The following is a 24,563-nucleotide window of genomic DNA, read 5'->3' on the forward strand; positions in this document are numbered from 1 at the left end:
ACCGCGCCGTTATTCGGCGATGGCCTTGCGATTTTTGCTGTCTTTGCGTTTCATCATGTCGTAGGCAACCGGCGTTGCGATGAATACCGACGAGTAGGTACCTACGATTACCCCGAAGAGCAGAGCGAAGACGAAACCGCGGATCACTTCACCACCGAAGATGAAGATGGCGATCAGCACGACGCAGGTCGAACCGGCGGTATTGATCGTACGCGCCAAGGTGCTGTTGATCGCGTGGTTGATGTTTTCACTGCGCGAGCGACGCGGGTAGAGCATCATGTTCTCACGGATACGGTCGAAGATCACCACGGTGTCGTTGATCGAGTAACCGATGATGGTCAGGATGGCCGCGATGAACGACTGGTCGACGGTGAGGTTGAAGGGCAGCAGACCGTAGAGCAGCGAGAAGATACCGATGGTCAGGATGGCGTCGTGGAACAGCGATACGACACCGCCCATACCGTACTGCCAGTTCTTGAATCGGATGGCGATATAGACGCCGATGGCCAGCAGCGAGAAGATCACAGCGATGAAGGAGTTAACCTTGATGTCGTGAGCGATGCTCGGACCCACTTTTTCGGCGCTGATGATACCGTAGGGATTGCTTACGGTGGTGGTGAAGTCCTCGATCGAGATTTTCTGTTCGTACAGCGGCGCGAGGGCTTTGTACATCATCTCGTTGATTTCGTTGGTCACACCGTCTGCATCGTCAGCATATTTGTACTGGGTCACGATGCGCATCTGTTTCTGGTCTTTGCTGCCGTACTGTTTCACTTCGAGGCCGTCGGTGAAGACGGTTTCCAAAGCGGCACGCACTTCGTTGGCGGTCACCTGTTTGTCGAAGCGAACCACATAGGCGCGACCACCCGAGAAGTCAACCCCGTAGCTCAGCCCCTTGGTAGCCAGCGAAATGATCATCACCAGAATAGCCACGCCGGATACGATGTAGCTGTACTTGCGGGCCTTGATGAAGTTAACTTTGGTATTGGCCAGGAAGTGTTCGGTCCAGCCGTTCCAGAATTTGATGTTGCGGCCTTTTTCGAGCATGCCGACGAAGATCAGTCGGGTGATGAAGATGGCGCAGAAGAGCGAGGTGATGATACCGATGATCAGGGTGGTAGCGAAGCCCTGTACGGGACCGCTACCGAAGATGAAGAGGACGATACCGGTGATCAGGGTCGTGGCGTTACCGTCGATGATGGCCGAATAGGCGTTTTTGAAACCGTCGGCAATGGAGAGGCTGAGGCCCTTGCCGGCGTGGATTTCCTCTTTGATACGTTCGTAGATAATCACGTTGGCATCGACGGCCATACCCATGGTCAGCACGATACCGGCAATACCCGGCAGGGTCAGCACGGCGCCGAACGACACGAGCACCCCGAACAGGAAGAAGAGGTTGGCGAGCAGGGCGATGTTGGCTACGAAGCCGGCAGTGTGGTAGAAGAAGATCATGTAGATCAGCACCAGCACGAAGGCCAGCACGAAGGAGGTCATCCCGGCGTCGATCGATTCCTGACCGAGCGAGGGACCTACGACAGCTTCCTGGATGATCTGTGCAGGGGCAGGCAGACGACCGGCCTGGAGGATGTTGGCCAGGTCTTTGGCTTCCGCGATGGTGAAGTCGCCATTGATACTCGAGTTACCACCAGTAATTTCACCTTGTACAACCGGGCAGGAGTAAACGTAACCGTCGAGGACAACGGCGATGTAGCGGCCGACGTTGTCGGCGGTCAGACGAGCCCAGGTTTTGGCGCCGGCAGCGTTCATGCTCATCGAGACTTCGGCGGCCGAGCCGGTCTGGCCATACTGGCCAACGGCGTCGGTAATCACACTACCGTCGAGAGCGGGGCGACCGTCGCTGCTGCCTTTGATGGCATAGAGTTCATATACGGTGGGGCTGCCTTTGATCCCTTTGACGCTCCACAAGAAGCGGACGTCACGCGGGAAGAGCGAACGCACCTGCGGCATGTTCAGGTAGGTGTTGACGGTGGCGGTGTCGTAAGACTGAGCCATACCGATCACGCCGCCTTCCTGCATGGGCTGCAGCACGCTGAAGAGCGAGGTAGCCTGAGCAGCCTGCTGGGCAGCGCTCTGAGGAGCCTGACCCTGCTGTGCGGCGTCGAGGGCTGCGAGGATGTCGGTGGAGTCAACAGCGCTTTTCAGGCTGTCGGCCGGTGCTGCGGTCGAGTCGGCCGAGGCGATGATTTTGGCCACTTCGTTGTTGGCCTGCATCATCCACGGGAACATCTCCTTAGCGGTGTAGGTGGTCCAGAATTCGAGGTCGGCGGTACCCTGAAGGAGCTTGCGCACACGTTCGGGGTCTTTGATACCGGGCAGTTCGACCATGATACGGCCGGTGTTGCCGATACGCTGGATGTTGGGCTGAACCACACCGAAACGGTCGATACGGGTCGAGAGGACGTTGAACGAGTTGGAGATCGCGGCGTCGCACGATTCGCGGAGCACTTTGATGACCTGTTCGTTGGTCGACTCGGGGGTAATCTTGTTACGCAGTTCGTAGGTTCCGAAGATGGCGGCCAGACGACCGTTCGGAGCCGCGTTGCGGTAGGCGTTGGCAAAGAGGGTAATGAAGTCGTCGGAACTGCTGCTCATCGCCTTTTTGGCATCGGCCATCGCCTGGAGGAAGGCGGGGTCGGTGCTGTGGTTCGAGAGGGCCGTGAGCACGTCCTCGACAGCGATTTCGAGGGTGATGTTCATCCCCCCCTGCAAGTCGAGACCCAGGTTGATCTCTTTTTCCTGACATTCGGCATAGGTGTATTTCACCAGCCCGAGGTTGTACACAACCTGCGACTTCATGGAGTCGAGGTAGGCCTGTTCAACGGCCGAGTTCCCGCCCGATGCCTTGGCCGCATCGCTGCGTACGCTCCGCGTCACGAACGAGAACGAGAGCTGGAACGCGCAGGCGATGGCCAGCATGATGGCCAGGAACTTGAGTGCGCCTTTATTCTGCATGGATTGTAAAGATTTTTATTTTGTTTTGTTTTTAGTCGGTTATCAGAAGTTGCAAATATATACTTTTTTCCTGACACTTCCCTAAAAATCGGTTTTTCAGCCCCTCCGCCCGCCCACTATTTCGACTTTGGAACCAAAATTGCCGGGTTTCAAGCTGCCTGACCGGGCGGTTGCCGCCCCTCTCGGGACCAACGGCAAAACGGGCGCGACGCACAATGAATCGCCCCGCCTGCCCGTTTCTGAGATCAGCCCCGACCGAGAACTCGCGGGAGGCGAGGCCCGAAACGGGGAAAAATCACTACCTTGCATCCGCCCCACCGTACCCGGGCCCGCAAGAGACCTATTTATATATGGACCCTTACACCCTGTTCGAAAACATGTTAGCTGCCGACACCGCCCGCCTCGCGGCGGCCGATTCCACCCTGACGGCCCACCTGCAGGCCGCTGCCGAAACGCATCAGACCAAATTCTGGCTGGTCGAGAATTTCTGGAACTGGCTCGGCTCCCACGGCGTAGGCCCCGGATGGAGCGACGGGATCACCTTTCTGTGCCTCTGCCTGGCACTGGCGTTCACCGTATGGGCCGTCGACCGGATCATCTCCCGATTCGTCATCGGATTCATCAAACAACGCGTACTGAACAGCAAGACCGACATCGACGACATTCTATTCAGACGCAAGTTTTTCGGCCGTCTGCTCTATCTGGTACCGCTGGGCATCGTGCTGTTCGGCATCACGATCTTTTTCCGCGGTTTCGACCCCAGCCTGATCCTCGCCGCACGGCTCATCACGCGCTCGGCCATCATCTTCACCCTGCTGCTGGTCTGCTTCTCGCTGCTCGACACCCTCAACGACCTCTACCAGCGACGCCCCGAAGCCCAACGCCGCTCCATCAAGGGTTATATCCAGATCTGCAAGATCTTTCTGACCTTCCTGGCCGTGATCCTCATCATCGCCACCCTCCTGCAGAAGAATCCCACCACGCTGCTGGTGGGTCTGGGTGCCGCCGCGGCCGTCCTTTCCCTCGTTTTCAAGGACACGCTGCTGGGACTGGTCGCCTCCATCCAGCTCTCGGCCCAGGACATGGTCCGCCCCGGCGACTGGATCGAAATGCCCTCCAAGGGGGCCGACGGCACCGTGCTGGACATCAACCTCAACTCGGTCAAAGTGCGCAACTGGGACAACACCATCACCATGATCCCCATCTATTCGATGGTCTCCGAAGCCTTTATCAACTGGCGCGGCATGGAGACCAGCGACGGCCGACGCTTCGTGCGCCACTTCTACATCGACATGGGGTCCGTCCGTTTCGCCGACCAGGAGCTGCTGCAACAGATCGCCGCCCACCCGGCCACCGCACCGCTGGCCGAAGCGAGTCTCGAACTGGCACGCGCCAGCAGCCCCGACAACCTGACCAACCTGGCCCTCTTCCGGGCCCACATCGAGACCTATCTTTTCCGCCACCCGCGTCTGAACCACGACCTGCTCACCTACGCCCGCTACATGCCCGACATCACCGAGCGCGGCATCGGGCTCGAAGTCTACGCCTTCTCGAAAGAGAAAAGCCCCTACGACTTCGACTCCGTTCACCGTTCGGTCGTGGAATACGTGATTGCCAGCGCTCCCGTGTTCGGCATCCGGATGTTCCAGAACCCCTCCGGCGCCGACATCGCCGATGCCCTCCAGGGCTTCACACGCCACGCATAGCCCCTGCGCCGGCTCCCATCCACGAAAGAGGCAACCCTCCAGGCGTAACGGCACGGCCGGCACACCTTCAGCCACCCGCAACAAACTGTACCCACCCTCCCCTCTTCGTCGCCGCAGCGGTCGGAGACGGAAGGGTGGATTTTCTCGATGCGTCGCCTCTCTGTTACGGAAAAAACAGTAACTTTGCGGTAGCTTACAAAACATCACACTACCATGGCAGAATTCAAATACCAGGAGCCGTTCCCGATGTCGGAAGACACCACCGAATACCGCCTCCTGACCAAAGAGTACGTCAGTGTCGAAGAGTGCTGCGGCCGGAAAATCCTGAAAGTCGCACCCGAAGGGCTGAACCTGTTGGCCCGCGAAGCGTTCCACGACGTATCGTTTTACCTGCGCGCATCGCACCTGCAGATGCTGGCCAACATCCTCGAAGACCCCGAAGCCAGCGACAACGACAAATTCGTGGCCTACACCATGCTGTTGAACCAGACCGTGGCCGCCGACGGCGAACTACCCACCTGCCAGGACACCGGTACGGCCATCGTGATCGGTAAAAAAGGCGAAGACGTCTACACCGGCGTCAACGATGCCGAATGGCTCTCGAAAGGGGTATTCGAAACCTACCGCGACTGCAACCTGCGCTACTCGCAGGTGGTGCCCTTCAGCATGACCGACGAGAAGAACAGCGCCACCAACCTCCCCGCGCAGATCGACCTCTACGCCACCCAGGGTAACAAATACGAATTCCTGTTCCTGACCAAAGGCGGCGGATCGGCCAACAAGACCTTCCTCTACCAGCAGACCAAAGCCCTGCTGAACGAAGAGTCGCTCACCAAATTCATCAAAGAGAAGATCAAGGACCTCGGCACCGCAGCCTGCCCGCCCTACCACCTGGCCGTAGTGATCGGCGGTACCTCGGCCGAAGCCAACCTGACCACCGTCAAGAAAGCCTCGGCACACTACTACGACCACCTGCCCACCAGCGGCAACGAAGGCGGACGTGCCTTCCGTGACCTCGAATGGGAAGAAAAGATCAAGAAGATCTGCCAGGAATCGGGCGTCGGAGCACAATTCGGCGGCAAATACCTGGTACACGACGTGCGGGTGATCCGTCTGCCGCGCCACGCCGCATCGTGCCCCGTGGGAATCGGCGTGAGCTGCTCGGCCGACCGTAACATCAAGGCAAAAATCACCGAAGAGGGTATCTTCCTCGAACAGCTCGAAAAGAACCCGGCCCGCTTCCTGCCCGCCCAGGCTCCCGGTCTGACCCCCGCCGTTGAGATCGACCTCGACAAAGGGATGGACGCCGTACGCGCCGAACTGACCAAATACCCGATCAAAACCCGCCTCAACATCAAAGGTACGCTGATCGTGGCCCGCGACATCGCCCACGCCCAGATCAAGAAGATGCTCGACGAAGGCAAACCGATGCCCGAATACTTCAAGAACCACCCGATCTACTACGCCGGTCCGGCCAAAACGCCGAACGGCATGGCCTCTGGATCGTTCGGCCCGACGACGGCCGGTCGTATGGACCCCTACGTCGATCTGTTCCAGGATCACGGCGGTTCGATGATCATGGTAGCCAAAGGGAACCGCAGCAAGGCCGTCACCGACGCCTGCAAGAAACACGGCGGATTCTACCTCGGTTCGATCGGCGGTCCCGCTGCCGTGCTGGCCAAGAACAGCATCAAATCGGTCGAAGTGGTCGATTTCCCGGAACTCGGCATGGAAGCCGTGCGCAAGATCTACGTCGAAAACTTCCCGGCCTTCATCATCGTGGACGACAAAGGCAACGACTTCTTCGCCGAATTCGCCCACTAATATCCAACCTGCAAAACCCATCGCGCCGGTTTCTCCACGAGGGAGAAACCGGCGCGATTCCTTTTCATCCGACAACCGGCCTGCGAGACCGGCTATTGATTAGGCTATTGATCAGGCCATTCACCGGACTATCAGTCGGCCATTCACCGGACTATTGATGAAAGGAGAAGGGAACAACCGACAGTCCGGATTCCGAAGCCTCCGACAATTTCAACACCACCGATGGACGGGTATCGACCGGAGATGGCCATCCGTCGGGGACCCCCATCCTCGAAACCGACCCGGCACCCTCTCATACGCCCCAAAGGCACAGGCCTCATTCCGCCCGCCGGCAGTTTTTCCCGGGTTTCTTCGGATGCTTCAGTTTCTCCGAATTTTTCAGTTTTTCAGGATTACACACCCCCGTTCCTAAAAGCATTCCTCGGCCCGCTACGACTAACGGCCAACGGTCAGCTCCAGCACACCGCCCGCCTGAATATCGTTCCAGAGGATAAAGGGGCGTTCGAGCGGTTTGCCGTTCAGCGTCATCGCCTCAATGCGGCAGCGTTCGGCCGAGACGCCCGGCGCCCGCACCGTGAAGGTGCGACCATTCTCCAGGTGCAGCACCGACTCTTCGAAAAGCGGCGTCCCAATGGCATACTCCAGGCTCACCGGATCGACCGGATAGAAACCCATCGCACTGAAAACATACCAGGCCGACATCTGGCCGCAATCCTCGTTGCCGCACAGCCCAGCCGGCGTGGCGGCATACTGCGTGCGGAGAATCTGCGAAACGTACTGCTGCGTCTTCTGCGGCCGGCCGATGTAGTCATAGAGATAGGCCACATGGTGAGACGGCTCGTTGCCGTGGGCATACTGGCCGATCATGCCGGTACTGAAGATCGGCAGCGTGTCCGACTCCTCGGGGTAGAGCGTAAACATCTCGTCCAGCCGTTTCTCAAACGCCTCGGGACCGCCCATCAGTTTCACCAGCCCCTCGACATCCTGCTGCACGGCCCACAGGTACTGCCAGCCGTTGCTTTCGGTGATGTGTTTCGTATAGGCCTTCGGATCGAAACCCGGCAGCCACTGGCCGTTCGCCAGACGCGGCTGCATGAAACCCGACTCGACACAAAAGAGATTCGCATAGTTTTTCGCCCGCCGCGCGAAGACTTCATACACCGAATCACGCCCCAGATAGCGGGCCAGCCGGGCGATGCAATGGTCGTCGTAGGCATACTCGAGCGTCTTGGAGAGCGACTCCCCCTCCTCGTCGGCCGGGACATACCCCAACTGACGATAACGCCCGATACCGCGGTAATCGTCGCGTTCGGCCGTTGCGACACAGGCGTCGAGCACGCGGTTCAAGATCGTATCGGGGAGCAGTCCCTTCAGCGCCGCCTCGGCCAGTACAGGCACGGAGTGGTAACCAATCATCATGTCGGTTTCGTTGCCCCACAGCGGCCACACGGGCAGCATACCGTGCTGGTCGTAGAAATTCAGCATCGAGATCGCCATGTCGGACACACGACGGGGCTGAATCAGCGTATACAGCGGGTGAGCGGCACGGTAGGTATCCCACAGCGAGAAGGTGGAATAATTGCGGGCACCGGGTGTTCCGGCATGAATCTGCCGGTCGGGGCCGAAGTATCGGCCATCCACATCGTCGAAGAGCGTGGGGGCCAGCATGGTACGGTAGAGGGCGGTGTAGAAGCTGACCCGCTCGTCATGAGTGCCGCCCCTGACCTGAATCCGATCGAGCAGAGCGTTCCACCGGGTACGCTGGGCGGTGCGGATGCTGTCGAAGGCAAAGTCGGGCATCTCGGCGGCCAGGTTGCGACGCGCCCCTTCGATATCGACAGCCGAAATGGCGGTCCGAACGGTCACGGGGCGACCGTCGCGGGTGTCGAAAACAAAACGGCCGATGTGGCTTTCAAGGCCGTTGTATCGAGCCACAGGGTGCTCGGAAACCACCGTATCGATGCTGTACGTCGTGAAGGGTTGCGAGAATTGAGCCACGAAATAGATGCGCTGATCGGGCGCCCACCCTTCCGAAAGGCGGTACCCCTCGATGGTACGATCATCGACCACACGCAACTCGGATCCCATCGTGTAGTCCCAATTCATTTGTTTGGCGAGGTTGACAAATACCGTGGCTTCGGCACTTTTGGGAAACAGGTAACGCTGCATGCCGCACCGCTCGGTGGCGACCAGTTCGACGCGGGTCTGGTAGTCGGTCAGATAGACGCTGTAATAGCCTGCCTCGGCTGTCTCTTCCACGTGATTGAAGACGGAGTAGACTCCCAACTCGCCTTCGCCGACCTTGAAGGGGGGGACGGCAGGCATATAGCTAATGTCGTAGAGGTCACCGGCCCCGGTACCGCTCAGGTGGGTGTGGGAGAAACCGGCAATGGTGGTGTCGGGCCAGAAGTATCCGGCAATGCGGTCCCAACCGCTGGTTCCGTTGTCGGGCGACAGTTGCACCATTCCGAAGGGTGCGCTGACTCCGGGATAGACGTTACCGGGGCCGTCGGTTCCGATCAGCGGGTTCACCAGCACGACGGGATCGTCGGCAACACTCATTTCGTGCGGTGTACAGGATAGGGCGAACACCGCAGCCACACTGCAAACAGAGACAATAAGGTATCGTTTTTTCATATCGTAACAGGTTGAAACAGGGCGCGGTCTGTCGGTTGGCATCAACTATACGCAGTCGGCGCCGCAGACAAAGAGCTTTCGCAGCAAAGATAAAATTTTCAGTTATATAGCCGTGCTTCCGCCTCTTTGGCTGGGGCATAAAAAGGGAGCGGTTCCCGGTCAGTCAGACCAGGAACCGCTCCCTTGTACAATAAACCTGTCTACCGGTGGTTTTGTGCTCGGCATGATATGATGGTCTTCACACCATCCACGCCTCACATCTTATGCCTCGGGTCTATTCGGGGTTTCACACCCTCACGCTTACATCATCCCCTTCTCACCCCTTGCTTCCCCCCTCATTTTTGGCCTCTCTGCTGCTCTCTCTATCGGTCACCTCTCTGCCAAACTCCTCTCGGCTCCTCTCTGTTTTTCTCTCTACTGCCCCCCGGCACAGCCCACCCGGCCCCGGGCCATCAGCCGCCTTACTTGGCGTAGCTGATGGAGCGGGTTTCGCGGATCACGGTGATCTTCACCTGACCGGGATAGGTCATTTCGTCCTGGATCTTCTTGGCAATGTCGTGCGAGAGGATCTCGGCCTGTTGGTCGCTGATCTTTTCGCTGCCGACGATCACGCGCAGCTCACGACCGGCCTGGATGGCGTAGGTCTTGAGCACGCCGGGATGAGCCAGGGCGATGTCCTCCATCTCTTTGAGTCGCTTGATGTAGCTTTCGACCACTTCGCGACGGGCACCGGGACGGGCACCGGAGATGGCGTCGCACACCTGAACGATCGGGGCGATCAGGGTGGTCATTTCGATTTCGTCGTGGTGCGCACCGATAGCGTTGACCACTTCGGGTTTCTCTTTGAATTTCTCGGCGATCTTCATCCCGATGATGGCGTGCGGCAGTTCGGGTTCGTCGTCGGGCACCTTGCCGATGTCGTGGAGCAGACCGGCACGACGGGCCAGCTGGGGATTCAGACCGAGTTCAGCTGCCATGATACCGGAGAGGTTGGCCACTTCGCGCGAGTGCTGGAGGAGGTTCTGACCGTATGACGAGCGGTATTTCATCTTACCGATCAGGCGGATCAGTTCGGAGTTGAGCCCGTGGATACCGAGGTCGATGGCGGTACGCTTACCGACTTCGACGATCTCTTCTTCGATCTGTTTCTGGACTTTGGCGACAACCTCTTCGATGCGTGCGGGGTGGATGCGGCCGTCGGTGACGAGCTGGTGGAGAGCCAGACGCGCGATTTCACGACGGACGGGATCGAAACCGGAGAGAATGATGGCTTCGGGGGTGTCGTCGACAATGATTTCGACGCCGGTTGCGGCTTCGAGGGCGCGGATGTTGCGACCTTCGCGACCGATAATGCGGCCTTTGACTTCGTCGGAGTCGATATTGAAGACGGTAACGGAGTTTTCGATGGCGGCTTCGGTGGCTACGCGCTGGATGCTCTGCACGACGATCTTCTTGGCCTCTTTGCTTGCGGTCATTTTGGCCTCGTCGATGATGTCGTTGATGTAGCTCATCGCTTCGGTCTTGGCTTCGGACTTGAGCTGTTCGATGAGCTGGGCTTTGGCCTCGTCGACGGAAAGGCCGCTGATCTGTTCGAGTTTGGCGATCTGTGCCTTGGTCAGCCGATCGAGCTCTTCCTTACGGCCGGCCAACGACTGGAGTTCGTTTTCCACGCGGTTTTTAGTGGCTTCAAACTCTTTGATGCGTTTGTTGAGCTGATCGCTCTCCTGATTGAGCTGGTTCTCGCGCTGCTTGATCTTGGATTCGATCTGCTGGAGACGGCTGTTGCGGTCGGCGACCTGTTTTTCGTGCTCGGCCTTCATCTGGAGGAATTTCTCCTTGGCCTGAAGAATTTTCTCTTTCTTGAGCATTTCGCTGTCCTGCTCGGCTTCACGCAGGATGGCGGTGCGCCGTTTTTCGGTCGATTTGTAGGTAAACATATAAGTGGCGTAACCTACCACGGCGGCGGCGACTACGGCACTTATTACTATAATCAGTATGTCCATTCGTGTGTTGTTAGAAGGTTGGTTATGTTATTGGTTAAGTATATTTCATCGTTTGCGTACCGCCTCACCGGGGCTGGGCCTGGGGGAGGGAGTGCTGACGGGCGGGCATAAAAAAAGCATGGTCTCCTTTGGATGGTTTGACGAAAACTCCGGTCAAATCATGGGTGGAGCCGCCTGTGGATTTGGGACTTCCAACGTCCCGCCGCCGCGCCGGGCGGCGTTTGGAGTGCGGGAACCCGCCGAAGCGGGGCAAGGCCTGTCCTACGTCCATAGAGTTATATGCTCCAAGTAGTTAGTGTTGAGTATCGCAAAGCAAAAGGAAACCATGCGGGCATGTTTCGGTTTCTTCTGGTATGTACCGAGAATGGAGATACACTTCGCCCCGACGGATGACCCGGAGGGTCCGTTCCCCGATACGGGAGCACGGCCTTTGTTCCGGGAACCACCACCATACGACTGTCTGCACAGCCACGGGGGGGGGAGTAATGTATCTTTTCCCGAAAGAACGTTGTTTTCCGGCATGCCACGGGGTGTGGGTGGCCGGGATGTCGCGTCGCTGGGGACGCGTAGGTGTGTTAGCTCGTTATCAAGGCTTCACGCTGTCCGTTTTACGGGGTCGGCCCCGTCTGGCTTTGGGTTTGACGATCGGTGCGGGTTCCGTTTGTGCGGTTTGGGTTTCCCGGTCGCCGTATGTGCCGGCCCACTGGTCGAGCTGCGAGGCGAGTGCCTTGAGCTTCAGGGCTTCGGGCGCCATTTGGAGCCGCTCTTTGTTCTCCTCGTTTTCGATGGAGATGCGCATGGCGGCCATGGCCAGATATTCGGTCAGCGACGCGTCGTAATTGCGTTTCAAGAAGTCGATCTGCTCCTTGATGTGTTTCGCCGCGCGCCTCACTCTCTCTTCTTCATCGGCAGGTATGGTCAGTCGGTACGGTTTTTCGGCTATCTCTACCCGAATCTTCATCATCTTCCGTTCCATACCTGGTGTCCTTAGTTGCCTTGCGGTCTTCGTGTCGTCCCTGTGCCCGCGTGGCGGCATTCGGCGCTCCACATGCGGAGCGTTCGATCCGGCCGGTCGGGAATGCGACAGCAGAAGGGGACCGCTTTCTATTTATTCATCAGTGCGATACAGCGATCGACCTCTTTCAGCAGGCGGTTGATGCGGATTTTGGCTGCCCGCACGCCTCCGGACACTTCGGTCACGGATTTGCGCAGCAGGAGTTGATCGAGTTGCGTACGCAACGATGTGATCTCCTCCTTTTGTGCGGCAGTCAACGCTTCGAGCCTGGCATTTTCGGCAGCCAACCCTGCGTTGGCCTGACGCAGTTCTTCGTTTTGCGCCAGGATGCGTTCGACGTTGCGTTCGACGCGTTCCACGAGATTCAGCTCCGAGATTTCGGTCATTGGGCGTATCTATCCACTTATCTGTACTACAAAGTTAAGGCTTTCCCCCGGGATTTGCAAATCTTGCAACACGCTTGGAGGATCAGACCAGTTCGCCCTGCAGGTCATAGTCGTCAGCCGAGACGATCCGGACCGTGGCGAATTCGCCGGGCCGCAGCGTCTCCACGGCCGGGATGAGCACCTCCTGATCCACTTCGGGCGAATCGTACTGGGTGCGGCCCACCCAAAAATCGTCGTCGCGGCGGTCGATGATGACACGCTGGGTGGTACCCACCAGCCGCTCGTTGCCTCCGCGAGCGATGTCGCGCTGAAGCTCCATGATGGCGTCGGCACGCGCCTCCTTGACCTCCTGCGGCACGTCGTCGGTGAGTTCGCGGGCCGAATAGGTTCCCTCCTCTTCGGAGTAGGGGAAGACGCCGAGACGATCGAACTTCGTGGCCGCCACGAACTCCATCAACTCCTGAAAATCGGCCTCCGTCTCGCCGGGATAGCCCACCAGCAGCGTGGTGCGCAGGGCGATGTCGGGAATCTCGCACCGCAGATCCTCGACCAGCCGGATGGTTTCGGCCTTGTCCAGACCGCGCCGCATCGAACGGAGCATCCGGTCGCTGATATGCTGGAGGGGGATGTCGAGGTATTTGCAGATTTTGGGCTCATCGCGCATCGCTTCGATCACATCCTGCGGGAAGTGAGCCGGGTAGGCATAGTGAAGCCGCACCCACTCGATTCCGTCGATGCGGCACAATGCACGCAGCAGTTCGCCGAGCCGACGTTTACCATAGAGATCGAGTCCGTAATAGGTGGTATCCTGAGCGATGACGATCAACTCCCGCACCCCTTTCCGGGCCAGTGCAGTCGCCTCGTCGATCAGTTCTTCGAAGGGAACCGAGACGTGTTTGCCGCGGATCAGCGGAATGGCACAGTAGCCGCAGCCCCAGTTACACCCCTCGGAGATTTTGAGGTAGGCATAGTGGGCGGGAGTGGTCAGACGCCGTTCGCCGCGCAACTCGTCGCGATAGCGTTCGCCGACCGTGCGGAGAATATCGGCCAGGTTGTTCACGCCGAAGAACTCATCGACTTCGGGGATTTCGGCCCGCAACTCGTCGCGATACCGCTCGCTGAGGCACCCCATCACGAACAGGTGGTCGATGTCGCCGGCTTCACGGGCCGCCGCAAAACGGAGAATGGTATTGATCGACTCCTCTTTGGCGTCGCCGATAAAACCACACGTATTGATAACCACCACTTTGGCATCGGTGGAGTCGCTGTCGTAAACCACCTCCCAGCCGTCGCCGAGCTGGCCGGCGAGGTGCTCGGAATCGACGATATTCTTGGCACACCCGAGGGTGACGATATTGATCTTCTTTTTCTTCATACGGACCGAGATTTAACAGGTATCACAGGGGTGCGGACGGCGTACAATCCCCCACCACGCACAAACAGCCGCCGGCGGACGGTCATCGAAACGCGGCACGCAACACCTCTCCCGCCCCTCTCTCCGGCACACGTTTCCCAGCGTCACTGCCCGGAATTCCCGCCACAAAGGTAAGGAAAATCCGGGGTTCGGCCACTCCCCCCTTCTGCACTCACACCCCGTGCACCACCTCTTCCGGCCACGCCGCACACCTTCGCCGCCTCAGCCCCACCGACCGCAGTCGCCCGCTGCTGCCGCTCCGCAGACAACACGCGACGAAACGAGGAGATTCCGGAGCAATGCGCTATCTTTGTGAATCGGCCGGCGTCTCCTCCGGCCGATTGATTGGAAACCGCCGCATGGAACACGTCATTGCCAAGATCAACTCACTCTACCCGCTGTCGGACCAGACCGTGCAACAGCTGCTGGACCGGGTCGAGCCGTGCCGCTTTCCGAAACGCCACCAGATGATCCGCGCCGGCATCTACTGCAAGTCGGCCTACTTCATCGAACAGGGCATGACCCGGTCATTCTGGCTGGTGAACGGCGAGGAGATCACCACCTCGTTCGCCTGGGAGGGGAGCATCGTCTTCAGTATGGACGAGCTCTACTACAACAAGATCAGTGAAGAGTATGTCGAGGCGCTTGAAGAGGTGGTCGCCTACCGCATCGCGCTGACCGACCTGATCCACCTGTTCGAAACCAACATCGAGCTGGCCAACTGGGGACGCATCATCCACCAGAACGAATACCGTCGCCTCCACCGCTCGCACAAGGAGCGGCTGACCCTCTCGGCCCGGGAGCGCTACGAGGAGTTCCAGCGCCAGTTTCCCGAAGTCTGCCAACGCGTCCAGCTGCAATTCATCGCCTCCTACCTCGGGATCACCCTGCCGACCCTGAGTCGCCTCCGCGCCCGTAAATAGTTCCGCCCCGGCGCCTTTTTCATTACCCCCTTCAACCCTCTTTCGGTCCTCTTTCACCCCCTCTTCCGTGCCTTGCTCCGCCACGGTTCCACCTCGGCTGCATTTCATCCTCCCCTGCGCATATCCCTTGCTGCGTATCCCCCGCCGCAAGCCATCGGTTTCCCTGTTCGCACACGTTTCGTTCTTCCCGTCGGATACAACAAGCCTCCGCTCCAACAGTTTGTTTCAGAAACTACCCCACACCCCTCCTTACCGAACTCTAAAGCCTCTTGAAACTACCTGTCGGTCGAATCGGCCTTTGAGAAACAGTCCGGATTCACTACCTTTATCCGCAACAACAAAAACACAATAAGCGTGAAACGAATCGTAATCCTGGGGTGCCTGCTCGGCTGCACCCTGACCGCCGCCCGCAGCGCCGTTCCCGTCTCGCTGGACTCGGTCTACGCCCCCGTCATCGTGGGGACCCCGCCGAGCGACGCCTTCATCGGCCTCTCGCGGATGCCCGACGGCGAACTGCGCCACTACAACTACGGCAGCCACCCCGCCTCCGCTCAACCGCTCTACCTGTCGAGCCGCGACAGCGGGCTGACCTGGCGCAGCGTCACCCTGCCCTACGAGCTGCCCTACGCCGACCAACAGTCGCCCCTGAGCGGCGAATACATCCGTCTCTTTTGCGTCGGGAACAACGTCTACGCCATGCGCACCGAAGGAGGGCTCACCGGCGGACGCACCATCGTCCGGATCGACGACCGGCCCGGCATTATGAACAAACCGCCGATCTTCATCCGCGGAGGGCGGCGCATCATCTCCGGCGCCCACCGCACCGACCGCAGCGGTGCCTTCGTCTACTACTCCGACGACGACGGCCGCAGCTGGAAAGCCTCGGCACAGGTCACCGCACCGCTCCACGAGAAGGGCGGTTTCCATCAGGGCACGCGCTGGAACCACGGCGCCGTCGAGCCGACCATCGTCGAGCTGAACGACGGCCGGTTGTGGATGATCATGCGCACCTCGCAGGACCGCCACTACCAGTCCTTCTCCGAGGACGGCGGCGAGACCTGGAGCCCGGCCACTCCTTCGCCCTTCTACGGCACCATCACCATGCCGACCCTCTACCGGCTGAGCGACGGCCGGCTGCTCTTCTTCTGGTGCAACACCACGCCGCTGCCCGAACTGCCCACGGCCAACGGCGTGTGGGACGACGTCTTCACCAACCGTGACGCCGCCCACGTAGCCATCTCGGAAGACGACGGCCGGACCTGGGTCGGCATGCGCGAGCTGCTGCTCAACGGCGAACGTAACTCGCCCCGCTTCGGCGACACCCGCACCGGCGAAGACAAGAGCGTACACCAGGTACAGGCCGTCGAAGTGGCTCCCGGCAAAGTACTCGTCTCGATTGGCCAGCACCGGCTCTGCCGCAAGATGCTGCTCTTCGACGTCGACTGGCTCTACGAGCCGCGCCGCTCGTGCGACTTCAGCGACAGCCTCGCCCAGTGGTCCGCCTTCCGGTACTACAAGGGGATCGTCGGCCACTGCTGCTACAACCGCCAGGCGATGCCCCTGCTGGCACCCCACCCCGACCGTCCCGGAGCCAATGCCCTCCACATGGGCTACACCCCGAACGACTCACTGGTGCAGGACAACGACGGTGCCGTGTGGAACTTCCCGGCTGCTGCTGACGGATCGGTCAACATCCGCCTCAAGCTGCCCCGCGGATCGAAAGGCGTACAACTGGTACTGAACGACCGCTGGTTCAACCCCACCGATACCGTCGCCCGCTACGAATGCATGTACACCGTACCGCTCGACCGCCGACAGCTCAAACTCCGGGACAACGACGAATCGTGGCACCAGGTCACCGTAAAATGGAAGAAAAACCAGCCTGCCACCCTTTGGGTCGATGGTCGGAAACGGGCCACCCTGCCGCTGGTCAGCCCCACCGAGCACGGCATTTCATACCTTCACCTGCTGGGCGGCCACACCCCCGACCCGGCCGGCGTATGGATCGACCATGTCGACGGCGGCCGCTAATCCCACTTCATCCCCCCCCAGCAGCCTATTGAATCTCCCTGCACCCGACACATCGAAGGGAAGGGCCAAACAATCGAGCGGGCGTGCGTTGCCGATGCAACGCACGCCCGCTCTACAAATAGGAGAGAGACGGCTCGCGTCAGTTCTTTTTGGACAGGAAGCGCCGGGCCAGCCACCGCCGCACCGGTTCGTCGTAGAGCTTCAGGCAGAGGTAGGCCAGCAGCACGTTGCCGACAAAGACACCCAACGCCTGCGGCCACACCTCCGCAAAGGTGTAGTGCTGATTGTCGATCAGCCAGGCATAGAAGAGGTACATGATCGGATAATGCACGGCATAGAGCGGGAACGAGATGTCACCCATGAACTTGCAGACGCGCGTCGAGACACCGTCCGTGAGCGACCCCGACGCCCCCAGCCGCACCAGGAACGGGAAGACCAGGAAGATACAGAAAACCTCGTACAGACCGTTCAGACTGACACCCGCCTTTCCTTCGATATAGGGCACACAGAAGAGCACCAGCAGCACCAGCGAGCAGATCCAGAAGGCACCGCGCACCCGCACCGGACGGAAGTTACGCGAGAGCAGCATCCCCAGCGTGAAGGGGAAGAGCATCCGCAGCAGGCCGCCGAAGAAGTTCCAGCCGTCGAGGGTCCACCCCACGCCGATCATGCCGTAGCCCACCACGTCGAAGAGCGCGAACCAGGCCAGGCCGATCCCGAGCAGCACGACCAGCAACCGCAGCACGCGGGTCGAAAGGCGATGGATGAACAGACCGTACAGGATATTGCCGATGTACTCGAAGAAGAGCGACCAGCTGGGCCCATTGAGCGGGAACATTTCGCCGTTTCCGCGCACATCGTTCGGCGCACCGGGCACCGCCGGAATCATGAACAGGGCCAGCAGCATCGCCAGCATCACCATCGACAGCGGCATCCGGGTGCCATCCCACTGCACACTACCCTGCAACAGGTAGGTCACAGCGCCCAGCACCACCCCCATCACGATCATCGGATGGAGTCGGATCAGACGCCGTTTGAAGAATCCGCCGAGGGTCATCGTCCGGCCCCAACGGTCGTCATAGGCGTACCCGATCACAAAGCCGGAGAGGATAAAAAAGAAGTCGACGGCCAGGTATCCGTGGTTGATGGTGGTGATCACCGTGCCGCCGGCCGCGAACGAGAGCCCCTCGAAGATGTGGTAGAACACAACCAGCAGAGCGGCCACGCCACGCAATCCGTCGAGAATCTCGTAGTGTTTTTTGGAGTCTGCGAAAGCAGCGGAGGAGATGTTTTGCATGATACTCTTACGATTTCGATAAAAGGGTGGGGGTTAATAAGACAATGGGGCAAAGCTACGGAACGCAGAGGGACAAAAAATTGTCCTGCGTCAAAAATTTGAACCCTTTTCGCTCTGCTCCCCCAAAATTTCGCCACACCCATTCCCGCCACACCTAATTATATAGGACACATGAGTTTCCATCCCGACGGTGTCCTGTCCGTTCGTTTCGAGCCCGCGCGCCCGCACATCGAAACATAGATTAAACAGGGACTTCATCGAAGCATACCAGTCGTATGGGAACTACGCCCGGCAATCCTTCCATCCGCCCTGACTTTCCAACACACCCCCAAAAAGGCTGCGGGTGGCGACAAGGAGTTGAATACCTCGTTACCACCCGCAGTGCTGTTTCCTATATTACCGGAGCCTAACAGAGCGGCGTACCGATCAGCGTCGCCGACGTGCAGTCCGTAATCAGCACATGCACGTAGTCGCCCGGCCGGTAGTTCATCTTGGGCAGAATGACCACCTTATTCTGCGACGTGCGTCCATAGACCTCGTCCGCCGACCGTTTGGAGTCGCCCTCGATCAGCACCTCGAAATGACGCCCCACGTCGCGCCGGTTCGACTCCAGCGACAGTTCGTTCTGCAGGTTGATGATCTGCGTGAGCCGCGCCGTCTTGACCTCCTCCGGCACGTCGTCGGTCATCGTGCGCTGCGCCTTGGTATTGGGGCGTTCGGAATATTTGAACATGTAGGAGAACTCATATCCCACCTCGCGCATCAATGATAGAGTCTGCTGGTGATCCTCCTCGGTTTCGGTACAGAAGCCCGCAATCAGGTCGGTCGAGATCGAGCAGTCCGGAATCCGGCGACGGATGGCCGCAATGCGGTCGAGGTACCACTCGCGCGTATACTTGCGGTTCATCAGCTCCAGCATCCGCGACGAACCCGACTGGGCAGGCAGGTGGATGGCCCGGCAGATGTTGGGCCAGGCGGCGATCGTGTCGATCAGCTCGTCCGAGAGGTCTTTGGGGTGCGACGTGGCGAAACGCACGCGCAGCAGCGGCGACACCTCGGCCACCATCGCCAGCAGACGGGCAAAATTCACCTCGCCGTAGCGGTAGGAGTTGACGTTTTGCCCCAACAGCGTCACCTCGCGGTAGCCGCGGGCAAACAGATCGCGCACCTCGGCCAGGATGGTTTCGGTGTCGCGGCTGCGTTCCACGCCACGCGTATAGGGCACCACGCAATAGGCACACATGTTGTTGCACCCGCGCATGATGCTCACGAAGGCGGTCACGCCGTTACGGTCGAGCCGCACGGGGCTGATCTCGGCATAGGTCTCCTCGCGCGAGAGCAGCACGTTCACGGCCTTGGTCCCGCTGGCCGCCTGCCGCACCAACTCGGGCAGCGAGCGGTAACCGTCCGGTCCCACCACAATATCGACGCTCTTCTCCTGCTCGATCAGCTGGTCCTTGAGCCGTTCGGCCATGCAGCCGAGAATGCCGACCAACAGCCACGGTTTCCGTTTTTTAAGTCCGCGCAGTTCAGCCAGCCGGCCCCAGATGCGCTGTTCGGCATTGTCACGGATTGCACAGGTGTTGATCAGCACCACATCGGCCTCCTCCAGCGTCGGGGTGTACTCAAACCCGTTCTGCTGCATGACGGCCACGACCACTTCGCTGTCGTTCTGGTTCATCTGACACCCGTAGGTCTCGATGTGAAATTTGCCCTGTCCCTGCTGCACAGCAAGGTTGTATTTCGGATTACCCATAGCCAACTTGTCTCTGTTCTGATTTAGTCCGCGGCAAAGATACGCATATTCGCCGGAGCGGGAAACCGGCAATCATTTGCAATTTTTTTCACAACACACTCCCCACACACCTTGGCACGTAAAGCGGCACAGTGGAACGACTCCTGATTATCGGACACTTAATATTTTATAAAAATTTTTCTTTCACTGAACTTTTTTACTGAGAATGATATATCTTTGCACCCGGTTTTAACAATATCATTCATACCGCCATGAAAAAACTTTTCCAATTTGCTTGTGTAGCAGCCATCGCTGCTGGTTTCGCAGCTTGCGGCAACGGTGCAGCTAACTCGGAAAACGCTGACTCTACCGCCGTTGTAGAAATGACCGAAGTTGCCGTTGTGGATACTGTAGCTTGCGACAGCGCCGCTTGCGACACCACCGCCTGCGATTCGGCTGCCGTTGTAAAATAGTGCCGCGCTGTCTGTGGACAGCCTGACTTTTTTTTTGCAACGCCTGCAGAAAAAGAAGCGCCTCTCTCCCGGCCCACTTGTCCGAGGATGAGAGGCGCTTCTTTTTTTTCGGAAAGAGAGCATAGAGACTCCGAAATAAAAGGGAGCGGGCATCGACAGACCAGTTGTCTGTCGATGCCCGCCGCTTTTTCAGCCCGACACGGGGAGAGGCTTGCACGCTCCCTTCCGATCGCGTGGGATCTGTTCGGCTCCCAGGCTAACGTTTGCGCGTGGCGGTCAGCAGTTGGGCCTCACCCTTGGTTTTCACCTCGGCCGAGACTTTGCGTTCCGGATCCTGCGAAGCGAACTTGCAGGCAAAGGTGAGGGTCACCTCGCCCGGATCGACCATCAGCAACGAGCTGTCCACCGGAATGGTGCGGATCACCTGCCAGTTCCGATCGAACACCTGTGCTTCGGCACCACCGTCGTACTTCAGCCACTCACCCTTGGCCAGTTTGCCGGGGAACGAGACGGTCGAATATCCGCCCACCGAAAGGGTGATGTCCGACACCGACTCGTCGTCCGTGCGCAACAGGAAACGCACCGGCTGACGGCCGTTCATATTGTTGAAGGCCCACTTGGCCACCACCGGTTCGCCCGGCTGACGCGTAATGTTCTTGTGCTCGAAACGCTGCAAGGCAAACGGATAGAGATTCCACGAGTCGGCCGACACCTCTTCCAACGCATATTCGTTGGCGATGTGCTCCATTTCGCGTTTCAGTTCTGCGGGGAAGGCCTGAGCCATGCGGGCGTTTTCCCAGATACGGATGGCCTCGATAATCTGGTCCGAAGCCCCGTTCCGAGCCACGGCGTCGCCATTGGTCACCAGCGTATAGCCGGCATCGAAGGCAGCCGAACGGGCCAGCAGCCAGTTTACGTCCTCGATGCTGGTCTCGGCACCGTAGGTGAACCAACCCAGCATGCAGGGGATCAGGTTGCGGCGATAGAAGTCCTGGTTCATGAGGCGGAGATTCAACTGACTTTCGCGGAAACCGGCATACCACGGTTCACCCCAGTTCATGCGGGTGAACATCGTCCAGTTGTAGTGGGTGGTCATGCTGGCATCGTTGATGCAGTTGCGGTATTTGGGTTCGAGGTTGTCGTACCACTCTTTGATCATCATCGACAGGCCGTACTGCCCCAGACCGGTCGACCAGGCACCTTCGAGACCGTCGAACGAGATCTGCATGATGCCCGTCTCGTTGAACACCCGCGCAATGTTGCGAGCCTCCTCTTTGGTCAGATCGATGTCGGTCAGGAAGACGCCGTAGGCGTGGTCCATCAGTTTGGCAATCGTATCGCCGGCCGCATGAGCCGCAGCCTGGGTGCCCCATGCACCGCGCTGGCAGTTCAGCAGTTTCCACGGCGCCGACTCCGAAACCTTTTCGTAACGGATCAGCTCATCGCCCACGCGCACCCCGTGCAGCGAGTTGTTTTTCATCTGGTTGAAGAACTTCGGATCGGCGATTTCGATCTCCTTGGCCGAAGCATCGACCGCCGCAGCCAGCACCGAGCTACCCACAGCCGCCAGTCGACGGTCGGGCACCGGAGTCACATAACGGTCGTTCGTGGTGGTGAAGTTCGAGAGGGTGTGTACGCCAAGGTCGATACCGGCCGCATTGGCCTTTTCGACACAGGCTTTCAGCCCGGCGTAACCGGACGGGAACTCGCCCGGATTCAGCGCGAAATGGCCCCACTCGCTGAACGGACCGGCATGGTAGAGGTATTTCAGACCGGTGCGTTTGGTGAACTCGATCGCCTGGTCAATGTTCTTTTCGTTGAAGGGGTAGATGATGTAGGCCGCAGCAGCTTCGGGGGTGCGTTTACCCCACTCGCCACCGATCATCGGATGGGGAAGCCCCTCGCCGAGAACCACTTTTTCAATGTAGTCCAGCGCCTGGGGTTCGGGACAGCCGAAGAGGGCAATCTTGCTGCCGACCAGCCCGCCATCGTTGTAGGCCGGCATGGTGTAGTAGTCGTGGCCCCACATCGGTTCGATGCGGTCCCGATAGCGGTTGCGGACATAGGCCTGCACGACACTCCCGAAGTCGGTGTGTTTGGCGGCCTGACCGCGGTAAAGGATCTTCACGGAGTCGGCCACGTCGACCAGCGAGTTGGTGGCGAAGATATCGAATGCCGGATCGACATCGTCTTCGGTCGAGGGATAGCCGCCGATGGTCTTGGGATTAAGCGCACGGATACCGAAGGCAAACAGCGAGTCGCGCACCACGCCGACACACTCGCCCACGGTCCGGGTAATGGTGGTAGGATAGGGCCCCCAGAGGGCGATATCGACCGAGTCGGGCGACTGCACGCCGAGAATTTCGAGGGTCACATAGCCCTCTTTCTGTTCGATTTTCAGATCGGCAGTCCGGTTGCCGTCGTAGCTGAGCACCATCTGGCCGGCAGCGGCATCCCACTGTGCAGCGGTGGGTTCGAACCATACGGTATCGACCCGCAGGGCCAGCAGCGGAGCCGTCTGCCCCTGGGGCATGTATTCGGTTCCGGAGGTGAGGTCTTTGATGGAGGTGAGTTGTCCGGTGGCCGAAATGTCGACCTGCAGGGCGTCGGTTTTGAGCGACACGAGCGCCGAGTCTCCACAGGAGACCAACAGCGCAGCGGCGGCTGCCAGAACCGCCAGTGATCTGCCAAGATTTTTCATGAATGGGGAAAGAGAATTTTGGGGTTAGTATCTCAGCAAAGGTACAAAACAATCCCTGCCGTGACAAGGCGTCAGCCCCGATTCTGCCAGAAAAACCAACTGGTAACATCGCCTACGCGCACTCCTCGTTTCACGTCTTCACCTACGCTCCCCACACGCTCCCCAAAAAATAAAACCGGATTTTGCCCGTGAGTATCCCTCCCACATATTGCGCACCCCGTTCGCCGTATTCAATCGCCGAACGGGCAATTTTTCCATCTAAGCCACCGCACCCAAAGCACCCAAGGGCATTACGCCATGCTTCGGTTCCTCGATATAGATCCGCCCCGAAAACCGAAAATTGGCATAAATCCGCTTCCCTATACTGACACCTCAATAGTCTGCAATAGCCGACAATAATCGATTACGATGGGCAATAACAGCAAATCTCCCCGCAACCGAAAATAAACGGAATGAGCAGAGATGAACGGGGATGTGTGGGAATGAACAAAAACGACAGACAACAAACAGGCCGAGCGAAAAACCGCTCTACACTGTATTCAGGGCATCATTCCCACTGAATTACATATCCGTATCGCCTTTGGCACGATACTCTTTCGGCGAAATGCCCTCGTGGCGTTTGAAATAGCGTCCCATGTAGGACTGGTCGGGAAAATTGAGCCGGTCGGAGATCTCCTGTATGCTCATCTCGGTGGATTGCAGCAACACCTTGATTTCCAGCAGGGCAAAATTGTCGATGATGGCCTTGGCGGGCGCACCGCTCACCTGACGGCAGATGGAGGTGAGGTATTTGGTCGAAATGCAGAGTTTGTCGGCATAAAAGGCCACTTCACGCTCCGAAGCACAGTGCTCGTGCACCAGATTCATGAACTTCCGGAACAGGCCGTCGAGTCGTTTGCTACCCTCGATCTGCTGCCGATCAAAAAGACGGTACGACTTGTCGTTGATGTCGAACAGAAAACTGCGCAACAGATTTTTGGCAATCTGGTTCCGGTAGCGATTCTGCGTGTCGGCATACAGGGCGCTGGCCGTCTGCATCATCGATTCGGCCACCCCGACATATTCGTCGGGGATCACGTAACAGGGACACTCCTTGAGAAAACCGAAGAAACTCAACTCCATCCGGAACGAGGCCTCGTGAAACATCTCCAGCGGGAAGCCGAAGAGCGAGATGGTGAAATCGTCGCTGACCCGGTCGATTCGGAAGATGGTTCCGGGCATCAGCACCGCTACGGTTTGGGGCGTCAGCTGGTAATCCTTCAGATCGACATTCACGCTGGCTGTCCCCTGCCGGCAAAAAAAGATGGCCCCCCCTTCGAGTTTCCACAGTCGGTTGGTGGTGTGGGTCAGGTTGTACGTCCCGGCAATAAAGTTTTTCTGCAGCAGCACCTTTTCAGAATCGTTCCTCTTCATCATACCCATACTTGAATAAACAGGACAAAAAT

15 protein-coding genes are annotated in these 24,563 nt (G+C 58.8%); 5 read left to right on the plus strand and 10 right to left on the minus strand.

The window, feature by feature from the left end; genetic code table 11:
* Positions 1-9 precede the first annotated feature (9 nt).
* A complete protein-coding gene (secDF, locus tag BQ5379_RS05920; protein WP_071134585.1) occupies positions 10-2,973 on the minus strand; it encodes a protein translocase subunit SecDF in 2,964 nt (987 codons plus the stop codon).
* 350 nt (positions 2,974-3,323) lie between these two features.
* On the opposite strand from secDF, the gene BQ5379_RS05925 reads away from it, so the two are divergent.
* Both BQ5379_RS05925 and BQ5379_RS05930 read left to right on the plus strand, forming a co-directional pair.
* Complete coding sequence (locus BQ5379_RS05925) at positions 3,324-4,679, plus strand: mechanosensitive ion channel family protein (RefSeq protein WP_071134586.1); 1,356 nt, start codon at positions 3,324-3,326, stop codon at positions 4,677-4,679.
* 213 nt (positions 4,680-4,892) lie between these two features.
* Positions 4,893-6,503 (plus strand): fumarate hydratase, encoded by a 1,611-nt coding sequence (locus BQ5379_RS05930; RefSeq protein WP_071134587.1) that lies wholly within the window; start codon positions 4,893-4,895, stop codon positions 6,501-6,503.
* 435 nt (positions 6,504-6,938) lie between these two features.
* On the opposite strand, the gene BQ5379_RS05935 is transcribed toward BQ5379_RS05930, so the two are convergent.
* From BQ5379_RS05935 to rimO, 5 genes are all read right to left on the minus strand, one after another.
* Positions 6,939-9,140, minus strand: coding sequence for a GH92 family glycosyl hydrolase (locus tag BQ5379_RS05935; protein ID WP_071134588.1), 2,202 nt, complete (start codon positions 9,138-9,140; stop codon positions 6,939-6,941).
* Positions 9,141-9,601: 461 nt separating this feature from the next.
* Positions 9,602-11,143 carry a ribonuclease Y gene (rny, locus tag BQ5379_RS05940; RefSeq protein WP_071134589.1) on the minus strand — a complete coding sequence of 514 codons (1,542 nt, stop codon included), beginning with the start codon at positions 11,141-11,143 and terminating at the stop codon, positions 9,602-9,604.
* Between the two features lie 586 nt (positions 11,144-11,729).
* Entirely contained in the window at positions 11,730-12,119 is a 390-nt protein-coding gene (locus tag BQ5379_RS05945; protein WP_071134590.1) for a cell division protein ZapA, read from the minus strand.
* A gap of 128 nt (positions 12,120-12,247) precedes the next feature.
* On the minus strand, positions 12,248-12,544 hold the full coding sequence (locus BQ5379_RS05950) for a hypothetical protein (protein WP_071134591.1): 297 nt from the start codon (positions 12,542-12,544) through the stop codon (positions 12,248-12,250).
* An 82-nt stretch (positions 12,545-12,626) separates the two neighbouring features.
* Positions 12,627-13,919: a 30S ribosomal protein S12 methylthiotransferase RimO gene (rimO, locus tag BQ5379_RS05955; RefSeq protein WP_071134592.1), complete on the minus strand. Its 1,293-nt coding sequence runs from the start codon at positions 13,917-13,919 to the stop codon at positions 12,627-12,629.
* A 398-nt stretch (positions 13,920-14,317) separates the two neighbouring features.
* Here rimO and BQ5379_RS05960 point away from each other — a divergent pair, with 398 nt between their 5' ends.
* Together BQ5379_RS05960 and BQ5379_RS05965 are read left to right on the plus strand one after the other, a co-directional pair.
* Entirely contained in the window at positions 14,318-14,881 is a 564-nt protein-coding gene (locus tag BQ5379_RS05960) for a Crp/Fnr family transcriptional regulator (protein WP_071134593.1), read from the plus strand.
* Between the two features lie 354 nt (positions 14,882-15,235).
* Positions 15,236-16,912 carry a sialidase family protein gene (locus BQ5379_RS05965; protein WP_071134594.1) on the plus strand — a complete coding sequence of 559 codons (1,677 nt, stop codon included), beginning with the start codon at positions 15,236-15,238 and terminating at the stop codon, positions 16,910-16,912.
* 139 nt (positions 16,913-17,051) lie between these two features.
* On the opposite strand, the gene BQ5379_RS05970 is transcribed toward BQ5379_RS05965, so the two are convergent.
* Both BQ5379_RS05970 and miaB read right to left on the minus strand, forming a co-directional pair.
* Positions 17,052-18,209 (minus strand): acyltransferase family protein, encoded by a 1,158-nt coding sequence (locus BQ5379_RS05970; protein WP_071134595.1) that lies wholly within the window; start codon positions 18,207-18,209, stop codon positions 17,052-17,054.
* A 406-nt stretch (positions 18,210-18,615) separates the two neighbouring features.
* Positions 18,616-19,965: a tRNA (N6-isopentenyl adenosine(37)-C2)-methylthiotransferase MiaB gene (gene miaB / locus BQ5379_RS05975; protein ID WP_071134596.1), complete on the minus strand. Its 1,350-nt coding sequence runs from the start codon at positions 19,963-19,965 to the stop codon at positions 18,616-18,618.
* 251 nt (positions 19,966-20,216) lie between these two features.
* On the opposite strand from miaB, the gene BQ5379_RS11025 reads away from it, so the two are divergent.
* Positions 20,217-20,417, plus strand: a complete 201-nt coding sequence (locus BQ5379_RS11025; RefSeq protein WP_083377620.1) for a hypothetical protein — start codon at positions 20,217-20,219, stop codon at positions 20,415-20,417.
* Positions 20,418-20,673: 256 nt separating this feature from the next.
* Here BQ5379_RS11025 and BQ5379_RS05980 read toward each other — a convergent pair whose 3' ends face one another.
* Together BQ5379_RS05980 and BQ5379_RS05985 are read right to left on the minus strand one after the other, a co-directional pair.
* Positions 20,674-23,118, minus strand: a complete 2,445-nt coding sequence (locus tag BQ5379_RS05980; protein ID WP_083377621.1) for a hypothetical protein — start codon at positions 23,116-23,118, stop codon at positions 20,674-20,676.
* Between the two features lie 561 nt (positions 23,119-23,679).
* Complete coding sequence (locus tag BQ5379_RS05985) at positions 23,680-24,531, minus strand: helix-turn-helix domain-containing protein (protein ID WP_071135563.1); 852 nt, start codon at positions 24,529-24,531, stop codon at positions 23,680-23,682.
* Positions 24,532-24,563: the final 32 nt, after the last annotated feature.

The organism is Millionella massiliensis (assembly GCF_900104655.1).
GTDB classification, from domain to species: Bacteria; Bacteroidota; Bacteroidia; order Bacteroidales; family Rikenellaceae; genus Rikenella; species Rikenella massiliensis.